This is a genomic window from Pseudomonas sp. LB3P81, from assembly GCF_054897965.1.
In genome coordinates this window covers 4,572,759-4,591,103 of the sequence record NZ_JBUBVG010000001.1, presented here as the reverse complement: position 1 = coordinate 4,591,103, position 18,345 = coordinate 4,572,759, and the positions used below count along the sequence as shown (strand labels likewise).

The following is an 18,345-nucleotide window of genomic DNA, read 5'->3' as shown; positions in this document are numbered from 1 at the left end:
GTTCAACTGCTTCTGCTCGCTTTCCGAGCAGGAGAACACAGGGTGATCAGCATGGAAATGTTGGGGAAAATTCGGCGGATGTACTTTCGCGACAAGCTGTCGCTGCATCAGATAGCCAAGCGTACCGGGCTGTCGAGAAACACCATCCGAAAATGGGTCAGAGCGCCCGAAGCAACTCAGCCGGCGTACCAGCGGTGCGCAGCCTTCAACAAACTCAGTCCATTTCACCAGACGCTGGAGCAGGCGCTCAAGGCCGATTCGTTTCGGGCAAAGCACAACCGCAGGAGCGCCAAAGCGCTCCTTGAGCTGATCAAGGCCGAGGGTTACGACGGCGGCTACAGCCAGCTCACCGCCTTCATTCGCTCGTGGCGCGGTGAGCAAGGCAAATCCTTACGTGCCTTTGTACCGTTGACGTTCGCACTCGGTGAGGCTTTTCAATTCGACTGGAGCGAAGAAGGTCTGCTGATTGGCGGCCTGTTCCGACGCATCCAGGTCTCCCACATGAAGCTGTGCGCCAGTCGCGCATTTTGGTTGGTTGCGTATCCCAGCCAAGGCCACGAGATGTTGTTCGATGCCCATACCCGCTCGTTTGGCGCGTTAGGTGGGGTGCCGCGTCGCGGCATCTACGACAACATGAAGACCGCTGTCGACAAGGTCAACAAGGGCAAGGGCCGCACGGTCAATGCCCGGTTTGCCGTGATGTGCGCGCACTACCTGTTCGACCCGGACTTCTGCAACGTGGCCTCCGGCTGGGAAAAAGGTATCGTTGAAAAGAACGTCCAAGACAGCCGACGGCGCATCTGGCTCGATGCTCAAAACTGCATGTTCCACACCTTCGAGGAACTGAATGCTTGGCTCGGCCAACGCTGCCGTGCGCTCTGGGACGAGCTGGTGCACCCGCAGTACAACGGGCTGACAGTGGCGGACGTCCTGGAGCTGGAACGCGCTGAATTGATGCCGATGCCGACCGCCTTTGATGGTTACGTCGAGCGCACCGTGCGGGTCTCCAGCACCTGCCTGATCAGCGTGGCGCGAAATCGCTACTCGGTGCCGTGTGAGCGGGTCGGCCAGTGGGTCAGCAGCCGTCTGTATCCTTCGCGGATTGTAGTCATCGCCGATGAAACGACGATTGCCAGTCACAAGCGCCTCTTTGATCGAGACCAGGTCAGCTTCGACTGGCAGCACTACATCCCGCTCATCGAACGCAAGCCCGGAGCGCTGCGCAATGGCGCTCCGTTTGCTGATCTGCCGAAGCCGTTGCAACTGCTAAAACGCGGTCTGAGGCGTCACACCAACGGTGATCGAATCATGACGCAGGTACTGGCGGCTGTTCCCATCGCCGGGCTCGATGCCGTGTTGGTGGCTGTGGAGTTGGTACTTGAATCAGGCAGCTTGAGCGCTGACCACATCCTGAATGTCCTGGCTCGACTGACATCGACAGCAGCCCCTCCGTCCGCCGAAACCAGCCTTCAACTCAAGATAGCGCCTGTCGCCAATACGGCACGCTACGACCGGCTCCGTACCACCGATGAGGAGACTCGCAATGCGTGATCTTATGGCGGAACTCAAAGAACTGCGTCTGCATGGCATGGCCAGCGCCTGGGAAGAACTGGCTTCCCAAGGAGAGGCCTCAACGACCTCGTCGAAATGGCTGCTCGAACATCTGCTTCAACAAGAACATGCAGATCGTGCCGTACGGTCTGTGAATCATCAGATGCACATGGCCAAACTCCCCATGCATCGTGATTTGGCCGGCTTCGACTTCAGCGCTTCCAGCGCTGACGCCCGCCTGGTCAGGGATCTGTCCAACCTGGAGTTCACCGATACCGCGCAAAATGTCGTGTTCATCGGCGGGCCTGGAACAGGCAAAACACACCTCGCCACCGCCTTGGCCGTGTCCGGGATCACGACGCATCACAAACGCGTGCGCTTCTACTCCACGGTGGATCTGGTCAATTTACTGGAGCGCGAAAAGTACGACGGCAAGGCAGGCCGAATCGCTCAAGGGCTGCTTCGCACAGACCTGGTGATACTCGATGAACTGGGGTATTTGCCCTTCAGCCAGAGCGGTGGTGCCCTGTTATTTCACTTGCTGTCCAAGCTGTACGAGCACACCAGCGTGGTCATCACGACCAACCTCAGCTTCTCGGAATGGTCGAGCGTGTTTGGCGACGCCAAGATGACCACGGCGTTGCTAGATCGGCTGACACACCACTGCCACATCGTCGAAACGGGCAACGAGTCCTACCGCCTGCAACACAGCAGCTTGGTCGCCCAGACGAAGATCAAATCACGTGAACGAAAGCGCAAGGACGATGATGGTGCCGAGGACGATGAGCCGTTTTGATCTGCACCAAGATACCCTGCCGCATGCCTGCATGCGGTGGGGCTTGATGCCTCGTCCACTGGGACACGACTGCTAAGCTTATCCACAATTGCTGATGCAAAAATCAGCAATCCGCCCTGGGTCAAATTTCAATCGGCAGGGTGGGTCAGTTTTCAATCAGCGCCGACAATCAGCCCATTGATAGCGCCACGGGTCGAAGCGACCAAAAGCAAGGTTTTTGAGCAATCATCATCAGAGTCGAGTGCTCGCTCAATCGCCTGGATTTGCCCAGCGATTCGCTTTACGCGCTTGAGAAGATTGTCTTTGCTCGATCTCACATGCCCCATACCATACCCCCCCTACCTATAATGAAAGTATGATCACACGTTCCAACTAGCCATACAAGCCAGGGAGGGAATACATCCGACCGGCAGCGTCGCAGCATTTGAATGCTGCAATCGAAACATTGAGCCCGTCGCCTCGCCGTGCAGAACCAATACAAGCCGGCGGGCGGGCCCGCACTTCAGTAATTCGATAGGCGTAGCGCCTATTTCTTGAGCTGCCATGGACTATGATTTAGGATCGAACCGTATCCCCCCAGGGGGGATATTCGCATTGAACAGAGGCGAAATCAGCTGATTGCGTCCCTTCGTGAAAAATTAGGTAACCGCCTGGTCATGCACTTCGCCACCTGAGATCTTCCATGCTGAAAATCCTAGCCAACCGAACCTACCGTCATCTCTTTCTCGCCCAAGTAATCGCGCTCGTAGGGACTGGACTCGCCACTGTCGCGCTGAGCCTGCTGGCGTTCGACCTTGCGGGCGCCCAAGCAGGTGCTGTTCTCGGCACAGCGCTGGCGATCAAAATGACGGCCTACATTGGCGTTGCACCAATCGCGGCGGCTTTTGCTGAACGTCTACCCCGTCGAGCGATGCTGGTCTCGCTGGATCTGGTGCGAGCACTGGTCGCGCTCGCTCTGCCGTTTGTGACGGAAGTCTGGCAGATCTACGTGCTGATTTTTGTTCTCCAGTCAGCCTCGGCGGCGTTCACCCCGACATTTCAGGCAACCATTCCAGACATCCTGCCGGATGAAGACGACTACACCCGCGCCTTGTCGCTATCACGTCTCGCCTATGATCTTGAAAGTGTCGCCAGCCCTATGCTCGCCGCCGCGTTGCTGACCGTTATCAGCTTCCATAACCTGTTCGCCGGCACTGTCATCGGTTTCCTCGCTTCAGCGGTCCTGGTCGCCACAGTGGTGCTGCCAAAGGCGAAGCCGACGCCACAACGCAGCATCTACGAACGAACTACCCGTGGCATGCGCATATTCCTGGCCACCCCTCGCCTACGGGGGCTGCTGGCTCTTAATCTGACAGTAGCTGCTGCCAGTGCCATGGTCATCGTCAATACGGTGGTGCTGGTGCAGTCGCGCTTCGCTCTGCCTCAGAGTTCTACGGCATTGGCGCTGGCCGCGTTTGGTGGTGGCTCCATGATCGCGGCCCTGGTCTTGCCACGCCTGTTGAAAAACATCAAAGACCGAACGGCGATGCTGTTTGGTGGAGGAATATTGGTCGTAGGCTTGGCCGTTGGTATCAACCTGACCACCTACAATTTCCTGTTGCCGCTTTGGATGGTGCTCGGCGTGGGCTATTCCCTAGCGCAGACTCCCAGCGGTCGGCTGTTGCGTCGCTCGGCACATGCCGAAGATCGCCCGGCGTTGTTTGCCGCACAATTTGCTCTATCCCACGCCTGCTGGTTGATTACCTACCCATTGGCGGGATGGCTGGGTGCAAACATCAGCCTCACGGCGTCGTTTGTTGGGCTCGCTGTCGCGGCAGGTAGCGCACTGGTGGTCAGCATTGTGATCTGGCGTCCTGCTCATGACCAAGAGTCGATCAAACACACCCATGAAAACCTGCCGGACGATCACACACACCTCGACGGCCAGGATGGCGTCGATCACGAACACCCATACGTGATCGATGATCAGCATCGCCGATGGCCCCACAGATGATCGTAAGTTCCTAAGATTTACTAAAGCTGGTTGTCGGGCATTCAGACCAGGAACCGTAGGGCTTGCAGAGCGGCAAGGTGCACCGGATAGAACCAGTAACCCCATTGCCGCACCGGCCAGACCTTAAAGGTAAACGTCTGGCGCAGAATCCAGAGTCCGATAAGGGGAGCAGCGAACGCAGTGCTCAAAGCCAGCAATGAATAGACTTCCAAGTCCAGCGCCCTTGTCACGATGCTACTGCGGGTATTGCTCAAAAGGCATAGAGCCGCTGGCAGCAACCAAAGAACACCGGGGCTCTTGATCGCTAGCAAGACCGCCGCTGGAACGAGTGCTCCGTAGAGGCCATACATCAGTGAATCATCCAGCATGCAGGCAACTGCGGCGGCAATCGACGCGGTAGCACCACTCAACAGTGGTGCGATGCTGCCATCCCCAGGCAATCACCAATCCCAGTGCCAAGGTAACCAACACATTGAGTGATCCCGAGGTGCTGATGTAGCGATAAGGCACTTCTGAAATGCCGGCGAATAACAGCATCAAGGCGAGGTATCGACCGTTCGCGGCAGTCAGCAATTCGCCCGATTTCGAACGCGCTACGTTGGCCGCAATGGCGACACAGAACATCGGAACAGAGAGTCGTCCCGGAATGAACAGATTGCTCATCTCCGGCCACAATAAGCGTAGGTGGTCGCTGACCATAGTCAGCATCGCCAGCCACTTGATCAGATCCAGGCTGCTGCTTCGGCTCTTGAACGAGGAGTGCTGGGTTACATAAGCAGTCGTCATGCCCACCCCAGTGTGACTGCGGTCAGCACGAGATAACGCACTCCCTTGGCTAGGGTAACGATCAGCAGGAAACTCCAGAATGGCTCGCGCATGAATCCAGCGACGACCGTTAGCGGATCGCCAATGATGGGCACCCAACTAAGCAGTAATGACCAGCGCCCGTAGCGCAGATAGGACTGCTGGGCTTTTTCGAGCTTGCTCTCGCTCACGGGGAACCATCGATTGTGGCGGAATCGCTCAATGGAGCGGCCCAGAATCCAGTTCAGTGCAGAGCCAAGAACGTTGCCGAAGGTGGCGACCGCCAAGAGCGTTGAAGCAACGTATTTGTCGGAGAGCAACATCCCGACCAACACGGCTTCAGACTGCATGGGCAATAACGTGGCGGCACCGAATGCTGCTAGGAACAGACCCACGTAGCTGGTGAGTTCAAACACCGGACGTCGCCTTATGCGTTCAGGCCGATCCAGCCGTGGATGGGCATGTCAGACCTAGAGGTACTTGGTGATTTGCTTGAAGGCTTCCAGTGGTGCGCGCTCGCCATTGTTCAACGCCGAGACGGTGTCCTCCAAGCAGTGATCAATGTGATCCTGGATGAGCGTGCGCTTGGCTTGGCACACCGCTTTTTCAACGGCATGCAGCTGCTGGGCGATGTCCACGCACTGACGACCCTCTTCGATCATGGTGATGATGCCGCGTAAATGGCCGTCCGCCCGTTTGAGGCGTTTAATGATCGCATCGTGACTTTGGTGGGTGTGGGGGTGGCTGTGTTCGTGTTCGTGCTCACTCATGACTTGAGCCTCAGGCCTCAATGAATTACGCTGGCATCCTATCCCCCCTAGGAGGATGGGTCAAACGCATCAAAGCCCTACAAAACGAGTTGAAACCCGAACGCTATGTTCAGCAGAACACTGACAACGACGGTGGTAATCGCGCTTGCTCTCGCCATGTTTGTGGCCTGGGCCGGGCATACCTATACGTTGTCAGTGATATCGAAACAGCCGGCCTGGGAGATTGCGCAAGACGCTCATCACTCTCATGAAGAGCAAGCCGAGATGTCGTGTGCGAGCTGTTCGGATCACTATCACTCCCCTTTGACCCCTGACCACCAGCACGAAACGCCACAGCTCAGTTCTGTGTTGACTTTGTCTGCGCAGCCGAAGCTGTCCATGCGACTCGAAGCCCCGTCCTATTCCGTTCCTCGTCCGCCGATTTTCTTGATCGAGCGTCCACCCCGTCCTTCGTTCGCATCCTGACCATGGCCGCACTGCGGCCTTTGATCCCCGCAACGTAGGATTGATCTATGCATTCGCATTCGATGAGCGGCGTTGACGCATTTACTGCGCCTTCGCGTCGCCTGCTACTGCTGTTGTTTTTATTTGTCGCGGCACTTTTCCTCGCAATGCCCGAGGCGATGGCTCATGCCGTCGCGGAAGGTGACAAGGGGTTCATCCAAGAAAGCTCCGGCGTCATGTTGTTGCCCTTCATATACATGGGCGCCAAGCACATGATGACGGGCTACGACCACCTGCTGTTTCTGTTCGGAGTGATCTTCTTTCTCTACCGCCTGAAAGACGTGGGGCTCTACGTCACGCTATTCGCTGTAGGCCACTCTGTCACGCTGCTGCTGGGCGTGCTGACCGAGATCAGCATCAGCTCCTACATCATCGACGCCATCATTGGTTTCTCGGTGGTGTACAAGGCGCTCGACAACCTAGGCGCGTTCCAACGCTGGTTCGGTTTCCAACCTAATACCAAGGTGGCCACGCTGATCTTCGGCCTGCTCCATGGGTTCGGTCTGGCTACCAAGATCCAGGAGTACGAAATCTCGCCTGACGGCCTGATTCCGAACCTCATCGCCTTTAACGTCGGTGTCGAGATCGGCCAATTGCTGGCCCTCAGCGCGATTCTCATTCTGATGGGGTATTGGCGGCGCACCGGCAGTTTCTGGCGCCACGCCTATACCGCCAACGTCGCCATGATGAGTGCCGGTTTCCTCCTGATGGGTTACCAGATCACCGGACTGTTTGTCTCCGCGTAAGGAATTCTGACCATGTTCAATACTCCGCTTCCAACTGTTAATGAATTGCCCAGCACTCGCAAACTGGTGCGCTCGACTGTCATTGCACTGCTGACTGCGGTCGGCCTGCTGGTAACAGTGGTCATGCCTTCGGAATACGCCGTTGACCCTACGGGTGTGGGCCGCGCACTGGGTCTGACCCAGATGGGCGAATTGAAGATAATCCTTGCCCAAGAGGCGTTGGCGGATGCCGCGCCACCGCAACCGGCAACTCCAGCTCCAGCTCCAGCTCCAGCTCCAGCTCCAGCTCCGCAGATTGCGCAAGTCCAACCTACTGCGAAACCTCCTGCCCAGCCGGTGGCGACACCTGACCCTGCTTTGAAGACGGATCAAATGACCGTCACGCTCAAGCCAGGTGAAGGGACAGAGATCAAACTGGAAGTGCTGAAGAACAAAACTGTTAGCTATGAATGGACAGCGGTTGGTGGGCCTGTGAACTACGACACGCATGGCGAGCCTTACAACGGTGAAAAGGGTTACTTCCACAGCTACAACAAGGGCAAGCAGGTCAAAAATGATAAAGGCGAATTCACCGCTATTTTTGACGGCACCCACGGTTGGTTTTGGCGTAATCGCAGCAACAACGACGTGACCATCTCACTGAAAACCACCGGCGATTACTTGAGCGTCAAACAGTAATCCGAAGCGGCGTCGGCTGTTCACTGCCGAAAATGCGGCGCACATCCTGAACACAGACCATTTATTTCATCCATTTTTTAAGAGTCTTCCCATGAAAACCCCAACCACTCTGATTCGTTCGACGGTCCTGATCTGCTTCCTAGGCCTGATGACGGCATGCGGCGGCGGTGAGAAAGGCGCAAGCTCCGATAGCGCTGAGCACGGCCACTCGCACGAGTAACACCCTGAACAAAACAAGGCAGCATTTGCGGCCTTGTTTGTTTCTATATCTCTCCTGTGTGCCCAACTCTATCACTCGGTTCAGCGGCAGCTTGAAGTATTAAGATTGCTGTTGGCGTTACTCATCAAAAAGGCGAACGGGCGTTGCCTCTCACGCTTGCCTGCCTTGCCTCGAATGCTCTGCTAGCAAAGTTGCAACCGTCCTCAGAGCGATTTCAGATCGCCTTGGCATGCCTCGGTAGCGCGATAGAAATCAGTGCTGCGAGCAGAACGAATGCGCTCGATATCCACAAGCACGCGTCCAGCCCATACACCTGATAAACCCAGCCGGACAGCACCGTGCCGATCAGCCGTCCCATGGCGTTGGACATGTAATAAAAACCCACATCCAGCGACACGCCATCTTCCTTGGCGTAGGACACGATCAGGTAGCTGTGCAGCGACGAATTCACCGCGAACAACGCGCCAAAGACCATTAATCCACCCAACAGCACCGCCTGTTGCGACAGCTCGGTGTTCAGCCCGAGAGCGATTGCCGCAGGCAGCCCCGCCAGTGCAATGGCCCACAGAAATGCCGCCCGACCATCCGGTACGTGGCCGCGTTTCTTGCCAGTGATGTTGGGCGCAAACGACTGCACGATGCCGTAGCCAATCACCCAGGCCGCCAGGAAGCCACCCACCTTCCAGAAGTCCCAACCGAAGACACTGCTCAGGTACACCGGCAAGGCCACCACAAACCAGACATCGCGGGCACCGAACAGGAACATCCGCGCCGCCGAGAGGATATTGATCGCCCGGCTTTTGGAAAGGATGTCGCGAAACTTGGGCTTGGCTTTCGCTTTGCCCAGGTCCTTCTTCAGCAGCATCAAGCTGCTGATCCAGATCAGCGCCAGAACACCCGCCATGGCCAGCAATGCACCTTTGAAGCCGATCAGTGCCAGCAAGGCTCCGCCGAGAAAAAAGCCGACTCCCTTGAGTGCGTTCTTCGAGCCGGTGAGGATCGCCACCCACTGGTAGAGCTTGCCCTGCTGCCCATCCGGAACCAGAAGCTTGATGGAGCTTTTGGCACTCATCTTGTTCAGGTCTTTGGCAATCCCCGACAACGCCTGAGCCCCCATCACCCATGGAATGGTTAGCCAAGCCACAGGAACGGTCAGCATCAGCAGCGCCGCGACCTGGAGGCCCAGCCCGATGTTCATGGTTCGGTTCAGACCCAGCCGGGCGCCGAGATAGCCACCCACTAAATTGGTGATCACACCGAAGAGTTCGTAAAACAGAAACAATGCCGCGATTTGAAGCGGGCTGTAGCCCAACGCGTGAAAGTGCAGCACCACCAACATGCGCAGCGCGCCGTCGGTGAGGGTGAAGGCCCAATAGTTGCCCGTCACGAGCAGGTACTGCCGCACTTCCGGAGCGAGGGCTGACAACGCTTTCATGACCGCTCCTTAGACTGCCAGACCGACCATTTTGGCCAGTTCGACGGTGCGGTTGGCATAGCCCCATTCGTTGTCGTACCAGGCATAGAGTTTGACCTGGGTGCCGTTGATGACCATGGTCGACAGCGCATCGATGATCGATGAGCGCGGATCGGTACGGTAGTCGATGGACACCAGTGGACGCTCCTCGAAACCGAGGATGTCTTTCAGCTCATTCTCGGAAGCGTCCTTGAGGAACTGATTCACCTCTTCAACAGTGGTGGCACGCTCGACCTCGAAGACACAATCGGTCAGCGAAGCGTTGGCCAGCGGTACGCGTACGGCGTGACCATTCAGGCGCCCACGCAGCTCCGGGAAGATTTCGGCAATGGCGGTGGCCGATCCGGTACTGGTTGGGATCAGGCTCATGCCGGAGGCACGCGCACGGCGCAGATCCTTGTGTGGCTGATCGAGGATGCTTTGGGTGTTGGTCAGGTCGTGGATGGTGGTGATCGAACCGTGACGAATGCCCAGCTTTTCGTGGATGACTTTCACCACTGGCGCTAGACAGTTGGTGGTGCACGAAGCGGCGGTAACGATGCGATGTTCAGCCGCATTGAACAGCTGATGGTTGACGCCCATGACGACGTTCAACGCCCCTTTTTCCTTCACCGGAGCGCAAACCACCACACGCTTAACGCCCTGATCCAGGTAGGCCTGCAAGACCGCCACGGTTTTCATCTTGCCGCTGGCTTCGATCACCAGATCGCAACCCGACCAGTCGGTGTCGGCAATCGCTTTGTTCGCGGTCACCTTGATGTGCTTGCCGCCAATCACCACCTGATCGCCTTCAGCGCTGGCTTCGTTGTGCCAACGACCATGCACGGAGTCGAAGTTGATCAGGTGCGCATGGGTGATTGCATCACCAGCCGGATCGTTAATCTGTACGAACTCAAACTCAGGCCAGTTCCAGGCTGCTCGCAGAGCGAGGCGACCGATCCGACCGAAACCATTGATACCAACTTTGATAGTCATGTTGTTGTGCTCTGTATCTGTTGTCAGAGGGAGTTCGACAGGGTGTCGAACTGACCGATGTATTCGACATGGGCAGGATGCTGGATAGCGCGTGGACGCAACGACTGAACATCGCGGATGGCATCGCTGAATGGCACACCGCTTTCGATCAGCAGTTGAGCGGCAACCAAACCGGTACGCCCTGAGCCACCTTTGCAATGGATGGCGATGGTTTTCCCCTCGGTCAGCAATTGCTTGAGACGCGGATGATGCTGTTCCCACGCAGCCTTGAATGCTTCGCCAGGCGCTTGGTCATCGTCCACAGGCAGGTGAAACCACTCGATGCCAAGCATTTGGCATTCTTCGGGCAGCAGGCCGATTTCGTTTTGGAGCAACTCTTCGGTCGGCATCAGCGTCAGCAGCGCCGATGCGCCTGCATCCTTGAGGGTTTGCAATGCCTCGAAGGGCTTGGTGCCCTTCGTGCCTGGGCACGGGGTGAAGATCAACTGACCATCGAACTGTGCCAACGGCAGTACGGAATATGGGTGTTGTGACAAGGTAAAAAATCCTCAGATGGAGCGCTGATTGACACGTTTCATGAGTTCTTCCGCCGATTCCTTACGCTCGGAATAACGGTCGACTAGATAGTCCTGACGGTCGCGAAGCAGCAGCGTGAACTTCACCAACTCTTCCATCACATCAACGACGCGGTCATAAAACGGGGAAGGTTTCATCCGGCCGTTATCGTCGAATTCCATATAGGCCTTCGGTACAGAGGACTGGTTGGGGATGGTGAACATGCGCATCCAGCGGCCCAGCACTCGCAGCTGATTGACCACGTTGAACGACTGCGAACCACCACAGACCTGCATGACTGCGAGGGTTTTGCCTTGGGTCGGGCGAACCGCACCCATGGACAGTGGCACCCAGTCAATCTGCGCCTTGAACACTGCACTCATATTTCCGTGACGCTCTGGAGAGCACCAGACCTGTCCCTCGGACCACAGCACCAGGTCGCGCAGTTCCTTCACGCGTGGATGATCGTCGGGAGCATCATCTGGCAGCGGCAAACCGGAGGGATTGAAAATCCGCGTCTCGGCGCCGAAGTGCTCCAGCAGCCGAGCAGCTTCTTCTACCAGCAGACGGCTGAAGGAGCGCTCTCGGGTCGATCCGTACAGCAACAAAATGCGCGGCTTGTGGATGGAGGTCTTTTCGATACCGAGCTTGTCAGTCGATGGGAGATCAACCAGTTCGGTTTCGAGTTGGGGGATATGGTCATCAAACATAGTCTTTGTCCTGCGCAACAGCGCTCTTGGGTTCATCGAACCAGCGGCGTTTCAGCCACAGGGCCACACCGACCAGGGAAATCAGTACCGGTACTTCCACCAACGGACCAATTACCGTGGCGAAGGCGACTGGGGACGCAAGGCCGAAAGTGGCAATGGCGACGGCAATCGCCAGTTCGAAGTTGTTGCTAGCGGCTGTGAAAGCCAGCGCGGTAGTACGTGGGTAATCAGCCTTGAGCAGCCTGCCCATCCAGAAGCTGATGAAGAACATCACCACGAAGTAGATTGTCAGAGGGATCGCGATGCGCAATACATCCAATGGCAATTGCAGCACCACGTCACCCTTGAGGCTGAACATGGCCACGATGGTCAACAGCAATGCCACCAGTGTCAGCGGGCTGATCTTGGGAATGAAGTGTTCCTGAAACCAGACGGCTCCTTTACGTGCGATGAGGATCTTGCGGGTCAGGAAGCCTGCTAGGAATGGCACACCCAGGTAGATCAGCACCGACTGGGCAATGCTGACAAAGCTGGTCTCGATCACATTGCCTTCCAGGCCAAACAGCGGCGGCAACAGCCCGAGGAAAACCCAGGCATACACACTGAAAAACAGGATCTGGAAGATGCTGTTGAATGCCACCAACCCGGCGACGTACTGATTGTTGCCGCCGGCGATCTGATTCCAGACAAGCACCATTGCTATGCAGCGCGCCAAACCGATCAGGATAAGGCCCGTCATGTATTCCGGTTGGTCTCGAAGGAAAATGATCGCCAGTGCGAACATCAACACCGGGCCGATGACCCAGTTCTGGACCAAAGACAAAATGAGAATGCGTTTGTCCTTGAAGACCTCCGGCAGTTCCTCATAACGAACCTTGGCCAGCGGCGGATACATCATCACGATCAAACCGATAGCGATGGGAATGTTCGTTGTGCCCACAGAAAGACTGTTGAGCCACTGAGGCCAGCCTTCGAACAGACTCCCCAAACCAATGCCCAGGGCCATGGCGAGAAAAATCCATAACGTCAGGTAACGGTCCAGGAATGAAAGACGGCTTTTACTCATGATCATTGCTCCTGTGCTTACAGCGTGCCAATCAGGGCCAGCTCTGCCTTGAGCTGTTCGGCGCTCAGTTGGGAAAGCGGCAATGCCAGGAACGCTTCAATACGCGTTTTGATCTGCTTCAAGGTGGCTTCAAAAGCTGCCTCGATGTCTTCTGGAGTCCCGTGGTATTCCGAAGGGTCAGCCAGCCCCCAGTGGGCCTTGGTGGCTGGTCCAAAAAATACCGGGCAAGCTTCACCGGCAGCCTTGTCGCACACCGTGATGACGAAATCGGGAGCCAGGTTTACATGGACATCGCTGGACTTACTGAACAGCCCGGTCGTCGAAATACCAGCTTTTTCCAGCGTCTTGAGACTCAGCGGATGCACCTCACCTTTGGGCTGACTGCCAGCGCTGTAGGCTTTCATGCCTTCCGGTGCCAAGTGATTGAAGACCGCTTCACAAAGGATGCTGCGGCAGCTGTTAGCAGTGCAGAGGAACAGGATTTTCATCTAGCGATCTCGTATTCGAAGGCGGAATCAGAAGATCCAGCTTTAACAGCACACGGCTGCACGTTCAGGACGGTCACCCATTTCATCAAGCCGTTTGGCATCGGGGCTCAACCAGTGCTTGTTGCTTTCCAGCACCGTGGTCAGCACTTGATGAACCCAATCCGGCAGATTGGGGTGCAGTCGGTAATAAACCCATTGGCCTTGCCGACGGTCCGACAACAGGCCGCAAGTCCGTAGTTGTGCGAGGTGCCTGGAGATTTTTGGCTGACTCTCGTTCAACGCGCAGGTCAGCTCGCAAACACATAGCTCTCCTTCGCGGGTGATGAGCAACATCGTGCGCACCCGAGTGTCGTCAGCCAGGCATTTGAAAACAGTGGTCGGAGTCAGATGGTCTGCCATATCGGTTCTCAGTGTTTGTTTTTGACCAAGACGAACATCTTGATGCGCTCATGAATTTCGTGAAGGGTGTGGCGGAAGGCATCGGGTTTGGTGCTGGTCACCGGGTCCTCAAAACTCCAGGCCAACGCCTCACCAGCTCCAGGTAGCGACAGGCATTCGGCTGCGGCCTTATCGCACAAGGTGATGACGTAATCGAAACGCTCACCTCGGAATTCGTCTATCGACTTGCTGCGTAAGCCTTCGCTGCTCACACCAATGTGCGAGAGGGCCTCAAAGGTACGCGGATCGACCTGAGTCGGAGTTGTGCCGGCACTGAATGCCTCAAAATGCTCTGAGTCGGTATGTCTCAACAACGCTTGGGCCAACTGGGAGCGTGCAGCATTGGCGGTGCAGACGAACAGGACACGGGCTTTGCTGGTCATTGTGAAGCCTCAGCTCATATACGGTATTACGAATATATGATTTTCCGCATGCGAGGTAAAGGGTAAACGGTAGATTAATCCATCAAAGCGACTGAATTTCACTGAGCAGCTTCAGCCAAGGTCCTATATTAAGGCACTAGCCAAGCAAGGCGCTTGCAGGGACTCTGCCAATATCTGCGGCTGCGTATATATGGTTTTCATAATAAATCTGTCACTTATACAGAAGTAGGTTGCACCTGGATTCGAGGACTACCTGGACATGCAGAAGAAATGGAAAGGCCGCCCTTCGAACCCGCCCCGTCGTCAAAGGCGGGTTTGGTTGCTGCACGCTAGGCTTTGCAACAACCTGGCGAGGAGCGAGGTACGACTTCAGGACTGTCCCCTCCAGCACCGCAACAGGTCGCCGGACTTGCCGAAGCTTTCAAGCGATCATCGACGTCATCGAAATCCGAGTTGCATACGCCGGTCTCCGGAAGGACCAACTCAACCCTTTTCGCTGCGTCCCAATCGCCTGCCAATGCCGCAACGACAGACCGAACCTGCTCATACCCCGTCATCAATAAGAACGTAGGCGCCCGGCCATAACTCTTCATCCCCACAACGAACAAACCTTCCTCGGGATGGGCCAGCTCTACCGCACCATGGGGCCTGACCGTACCGCAACTGTGCTCGTTGGGATCAATCATTGGAGCAAGCAGCACTGGGCTTTGAGTTGCGGGATCAAGTGAGACACGTAGCTCAGCAAGCAGGCTCAGGTCTGGGCGGAATCCAGTCGATACAATGATTTCGTCTACCGGTGGAAGTAACTGCTCTGCCGCCTTCACGACCAGCCCTTGGCCATCGCCAACAACCTGATCGATAGCGACGTTTTTGAACAACTCGATCACACCGTCATTGAGCAACTGGCGAATCTTCAGGCCGAGCTTTCCGCGCTCTTCCAACTGATCATTCGCACCACCTCCCAGAATGCGCTCAAGGGAATGACCCCGGATCGCCCAAAGCACTTTGGTTTGCGGTGCCTCTTGATTTAGCCGCACCAGATCCTGGAGAGCGTTGAATGCGGAGTGACCACCACCTACCACCAGCACTCGTTTGTTCGCATAACGCTTGCGGGCACGACCCAGCACCTCCGGAATGCCATATGCAATGTGTGCTGCATGCTCGTTCTCACCCAAGGCTGGGATGCCATGGGCGCCCATCCAGTTTGGCGTCAGGTAGGTGCCCGAGGAATCAATGACGGCGCTGGCCAGCACATCCTGTTCACCTGCTGGCCCTGCAACACGCAGCAAGAAAGGAGCTGTCGATCTGCCCTGGGTCTTCATCACATCTTGACCGACGCGGGTGACTGCCAGAACACGGCTATGGAGCTGCAAGTGACGCTTGACCTGTTCGATGTCTGCGAGAGGTCGAACAAATCGATCCAGCAGTTCACGACCTGTTGGATACTCGTTTTCCTGTGGTGGAGTCCAACCTTCGGCCAACAGAAGCTTGGCCGCCTCCTTGTCCACGTTGAACTGCCATGGAGAGAACATCTTCACATGCGCCCATTCTTCAATACTGGACCCAGCTTTCGGACCGGCTTCCAGAATCAGTGGAGTGATGCCTCTGGCCAGCAAATGGACAGCGGCGGCGAGACCCACCGGGCCTGCTCCAATAATGGCGACGGGAAGATGACTATTTTCCATGATTGAATCCTTCTTCAGGCTGGCTGATTGACCGGAAACAGGCGCTCGACAATAGCGCAGTCGAGCCAACGGCCTTCCAGACAGGCGTGCTTTTCATACACGCCCACTTGGCGGAAACCACAGGCTTCGCACAATGCGAGGCTGGCGTGATTGAAGGTAAAAATGCGTGAAAGGACTTTCCAGAATCCGCGAACTTCGGCTTCTTTCAGCAATGACTGAAGCAACTGTTTGCAGAGCCCCTGGCCGCGAACACTGCGATCCAGGTAAATGGAGAAATCCGCAATGCCGTCGTAACAGGCACGGGCGCGATAACTACTGAGCCCAGCCCATCCAACAACCTGATCGGCCTCATTGACCATGACCAATACTGGATAACGTTCCATTGCGTTGATGCGATCAAGCATGTCTGCCGGACTGCGAGGAGCCGTTTCAAACGTAGAACTACGCTCCTCAATCCCTTGGTTGTAGATGGCAGCTATAGAAACGGTATCTTTGGCTTCAGCTAAACGAACTTGCATTGTTGGCATTCCATTACGTTGGTAGTAACAACATTTTTGGCAAAAAAAGGGAAAACTCTCCCTTTTTCAATCCTCGCTTTTCACAGCTGGACAGCACTCGCTCACAAGCCCGCAACGAATCTCCGTGGCCCGCGTAATTTGCCTAAGCAAACTCAACGCTCCCTGCCTGGCTTCAGGCGAGAGGTTCTCGATCATCGCTCGCTCCTCGGCAATCAGGTCAGCCCTGATTTTCTCGTACAACTCACGTCCAGCATCCGTGGCCTGGATTCGCACGGCTCGCCGATCTTCATCATCCTCGACACGGGACACGTACCCTTTGCGCTCCAGGGTATCGATCACTCGACTCGCCGTGCTCTTGTCCAAAAACATTTCTTCCGCCAAGACCTGAAGGCGCAGTGGGCCCCTTTTGACCAGGGTTTCGACGGCGTAGCACTGTGTGACAGACACGTCGTAACAGCAGATCCGGTCACGATCACGGAACTGATAGACGCGAACAAGCTGGTTCAAAGCCTCGTACAAGTCCTCGGAATCCTGGGTTAAATGATCGTTTTTACGCTTTGTCATAACCGTCACAAATTAGTTGTTAGCTGCAACAATAATCCTCGTATTTTGGAATCGTCAACACCGATCTTCAGGTTGACGCTCCCCAGTGGATGAAGCTAGCTTGTTGTTACTGACAACTAAAAATGAGCGTGCCGGTCGTGACACTTCCAGAGCAGATTCATCCCCCGATCAATCGCTCCAGACTCGTATGGGGGATGGGCTTCACTCAGATTCTTGCTTGGGCGTCGACCTATTACTTGCCCGCAGTGCTTGCGGCTCCGATAGCTAAAGAAACCGGGTGGTCCATCACCGGCGTGGTAGGTGGCTTGTCCTGGGGGCTTCTGGTAGCGGGAGCTTCCTCACCGGCAGTGGGTCGTCAGATTGATCGCCATGGTGGACGCTCAGTCCTGGCCACCAGCTCAATACTGCTGGCTCTCGGCATCTTATTGATGGGACTGGCGGGCAACATTGCCACTTACTACTTCGCCTGGACCTTGATCGGCGTCGCCATGGCGGCGGGGTTATACGATGCAGCATTCTCAACGCTAGGGCGTCTTTTCGGCGAAGGGGCTCGAACGTCGATTACCGGATTGACCCTGCTAGGCGGGTTCGCCAGCACCATCGGTTGGCCGATGATAGCGGGACTGGAGAGTTGGATCGGCTGGAGGAGCGCCTGTTTCGCCATCGCAGCAGCTCACCTGCTAATCGGGCTCCCTATTCACGCTTTGTTGATTCCTGGAAGCACAAAACAACCGCCTCATCCCGTCACAACCGAGTCACCCGGTGCGTCCAAGCCTCGCCCTAATATCACCAATCACCTGTTCTTGTTGATTGGCGCCATGCTGACGATTCTGGCGCTGGTGGTATCAGGCATCTCAGTACACCTGCTGAATGTCCTAAAGCAGTTGGGGATCGCGACTGCTGTGGCTTTGGCCATCGGTATGGTGATTGGCCCCTCGCAAGTCGCGGCACGGGTGGCAGAGTTTTCCATCGGCAGAAATCTCCACCCGACTTGGTCCGCACGAGCGGGGGTATTACTTTGTTTGATCGGACTTGGGCTGCTGATCTCAGGCCTACCCTGGTTGGCCTTCGTGGCGATTGCACTTTACGGAGCAGGTAACGGCATCCTCACCATCGCTCGCGGCACTCTTCCATTGGCGCTGTTTGGACCTCAAGGATATGGCATACGAATGGGACTGCTCGCAAGACCGGTACTTGTCGCCCAAGCCTGTGGCCCCATCGCCGCAGCTTTCATTTTGGAACTCTGTGGAGCATCGGTGCTCCTTGGTGTGATGTGCGGCTGTTTGTTGATGTGCTTCATCGCCAGCTGGCGTTTGCCAGCAACTCAAAATCCCGTTGAGTGATGTTGCTTGGGAGGCACAGAGTTAATGATGTGTTCTTCGACCGGTTGAGTACATGGTCGAAAGCCGCCGGTCATGACTGACTCT

The 18,345-nt window shown here is 56.2% G+C and carries 19 protein-coding genes and 2 pseudogenes; 6 read left to right on the top strand and 15 right to left on the bottom strand.

Annotated elements, in window-relative coordinates:
* Positions 1 to 51: 51 nt before the first annotated feature.
* Together istA and istB are read left to right on the top strand one after the other, a co-directional pair.
* Positions 52 to 1,551 (top strand): IS21 family transposase, encoded by a 1,500-nt coding sequence (istA, locus tag ACYZTL_RS21305; protein ID WP_461950425.1) that lies wholly within the window; start codon positions 52 to 54, stop codon positions 1,549 to 1,551.
* A complete protein-coding gene (istB, locus tag ACYZTL_RS21300; protein WP_461950426.1) occupies positions 1,544 to 2,347 on the top strand; it encodes an IS21-like element helper ATPase IstB in 804 nt (267 codons plus the stop codon). The genes istA and istB overlap by 8 nt, the downstream gene beginning before the upstream one ends.
* Positions 2,348 to 2,514: 167 nt before the next feature.
* On the opposite strand, the pseudogene ACYZTL_RS21295 reads toward istB, so the two are convergent.
* Positions 2,515 to 2,673: pseudogene (locus ACYZTL_RS21295) on the bottom strand (metal-sensing transcriptional repressor); the annotation flags it as partial.
* Between the two features lie 356 nt (positions 2,674 to 3,029).
* Here ACYZTL_RS21295 and ACYZTL_RS21290 point away from each other — a divergent pair.
* Positions 3,030 to 4,340, top strand: coding sequence for an MFS transporter (locus tag ACYZTL_RS21290; protein WP_461953393.1), 1,311 nt, complete (start codon positions 3,030 to 3,032; stop codon positions 4,338 to 4,340).
* A gap of 41 nt (positions 4,341 to 4,381) precedes the next feature.
* On the opposite strand, the pseudogene ACYZTL_RS21285 reads toward ACYZTL_RS21290, so the two are convergent.
* The 3 genes and pseudogenes from ACYZTL_RS21285 to ACYZTL_RS21275 all read right to left on the bottom strand — a co-directional run bounded on the left by ACYZTL_RS21285 (position 4,382) and on the right by ACYZTL_RS21275 (position 5,914).
* Positions 4,382 to 5,126 (bottom strand): annotated as a pseudogene (locus ACYZTL_RS21285) (TraX family protein).
* Positions 5,123 to 5,560 carry a YqaA family protein gene (locus ACYZTL_RS21280; protein ID WP_461953392.1) on the bottom strand — a complete coding sequence of 146 codons (438 nt, stop codon included), beginning with the start codon at positions 5,558 to 5,560 and terminating at the stop codon, positions 5,123 to 5,125. Before ACYZTL_RS21280 ends, ACYZTL_RS21285 begins: the two are co-directional and overlap by 4 nt.
* 54 nt (positions 5,561 to 5,614) lie before the next feature.
* Positions 5,615 to 5,914, bottom strand: coding sequence for a metal-sensing transcriptional repressor (locus tag ACYZTL_RS21275; protein ID WP_461953391.1), 300 nt, complete (start codon positions 5,912 to 5,914; stop codon positions 5,615 to 5,617).
* Positions 5,915 to 6,426: 512 nt separating this feature from the next.
* Here ACYZTL_RS21275 and ACYZTL_RS21270 point away from each other — a divergent pair.
* The gene (locus ACYZTL_RS21270) at positions 6,427 to 7,164 is read left to right on the top strand and encodes a HupE/UreJ family protein (RefSeq protein WP_461953390.1); all 738 of its coding nucleotides are present in this window, start codon (positions 6,427 to 6,429) and stop codon (positions 7,162 to 7,164) included.
* Positions 7,165 to 7,176: 12 nt separating this feature from the next.
* Positions 7,177 to 7,842, top strand: a complete 666-nt coding sequence (locus ACYZTL_RS21265) for a transmembrane anchor protein (RefSeq protein WP_461953389.1) — start codon at positions 7,177 to 7,179, stop codon at positions 7,840 to 7,842.
* 434 nt (positions 7,843 to 8,276) lie between these two features.
* On the opposite strand, the gene arsJ is transcribed toward ACYZTL_RS21265, so the two are convergent.
* From arsJ to ACYZTL_RS21210, 11 genes are all read right to left on the bottom strand, one after another.
* Positions 8,277 to 9,497 (bottom strand): organoarsenical effux MFS transporter ArsJ, encoded by a 1,221-nt coding sequence (arsJ, locus tag ACYZTL_RS21260; RefSeq protein WP_461953388.1) that lies wholly within the window; start codon positions 9,495 to 9,497, stop codon positions 8,277 to 8,279.
* A gap of 9 nt (positions 9,498 to 9,506) precedes the next feature.
* On the bottom strand, positions 9,507 to 10,511 hold the full coding sequence (locus ACYZTL_RS21255; protein ID WP_461953387.1) for an ArsJ-associated glyceraldehyde-3-phosphate dehydrogenase: 1,005 nt from the start codon (positions 10,509 to 10,511) through the stop codon (positions 9,507 to 9,509).
* Positions 10,512 to 10,534: 23 nt separating this feature from the next.
* Entirely contained in the window at positions 10,535 to 11,047 is a 513-nt protein-coding gene (locus ACYZTL_RS21250; RefSeq protein ID WP_461953386.1) for a cyclin-dependent kinase inhibitor 3 family protein, read from the bottom strand.
* Between the two features lie 12 nt (positions 11,048 to 11,059).
* On the bottom strand, positions 11,060 to 11,776 hold the full coding sequence (arsH, locus tag ACYZTL_RS21245; protein WP_461953385.1) for an arsenical resistance protein ArsH: 717 nt from the start codon (positions 11,774 to 11,776) through the stop codon (positions 11,060 to 11,062).
* Positions 11,769 to 12,842, bottom strand: coding sequence for an ACR3 family arsenite efflux transporter (gene arsB, locus ACYZTL_RS21240; RefSeq protein WP_461953384.1), 1,074 nt, complete (start codon positions 12,840 to 12,842; stop codon positions 11,769 to 11,771). The genes arsH and arsB overlap by 8 nt, the downstream gene beginning before the upstream one ends.
* 17 nt (positions 12,843 to 12,859) lie before the next feature.
* Entirely contained in the window at positions 12,860 to 13,330 is a 471-nt protein-coding gene (locus ACYZTL_RS21235; protein ID WP_461953383.1) for an arsenate reductase ArsC, read from the bottom strand.
* A 42-nt stretch (positions 13,331 to 13,372) separates the two neighbouring features.
* On the bottom strand, positions 13,373 to 13,729 hold the full coding sequence (locus ACYZTL_RS21230) for a metalloregulator ArsR/SmtB family transcription factor (RefSeq protein WP_175375644.1): 357 nt from the start codon (positions 13,727 to 13,729) through the stop codon (positions 13,373 to 13,375).
* 8 nt (positions 13,730 to 13,737) lie between these two features.
* Positions 13,738 to 14,151, bottom strand: a complete 414-nt coding sequence (locus tag ACYZTL_RS21225) for an arsenate reductase ArsC (protein ID WP_461953382.1) — start codon at positions 14,149 to 14,151, stop codon at positions 13,738 to 13,740.
* 329 nt (positions 14,152 to 14,480) lie between these two features.
* Positions 14,481 to 15,836 carry an FAD-dependent oxidoreductase gene (locus tag ACYZTL_RS21220; RefSeq protein ID WP_461953381.1) on the bottom strand — a complete coding sequence of 452 codons (1,356 nt, stop codon included), beginning with the start codon at positions 15,834 to 15,836 and terminating at the stop codon, positions 14,481 to 14,483.
* A gap of 14 nt (positions 15,837 to 15,850) precedes the next feature.
* The gene (locus ACYZTL_RS21215; RefSeq protein ID WP_461954350.1) at positions 15,851 to 16,354 is read right to left on the bottom strand and encodes an arsinothricin resistance N-acetyltransferase ArsN1 family A; all 504 of its coding nucleotides are present in this window, start codon (positions 16,352 to 16,354) and stop codon (positions 15,851 to 15,853) included.
* 66 nt (positions 16,355 to 16,420) lie between these two features.
* Complete coding sequence (locus ACYZTL_RS21210) at positions 16,421 to 16,918, bottom strand: MarR family winged helix-turn-helix transcriptional regulator (RefSeq protein ID WP_461953380.1); 498 nt, start codon at positions 16,916 to 16,918, stop codon at positions 16,421 to 16,423.
* Positions 16,919 to 17,040: 122 nt separating this feature from the next.
* On the opposite strand from ACYZTL_RS21210, the gene ACYZTL_RS21205 reads away from it, so the two are divergent.
* On the top strand, positions 17,041 to 18,261 hold the full coding sequence (locus tag ACYZTL_RS21205) for an MFS transporter (RefSeq protein ID WP_461953379.1): 1,221 nt from the start codon (positions 17,041 to 17,043) through the stop codon (positions 18,259 to 18,261).
* Positions 18,262 to 18,345: the final 84 nt, after the last annotated feature.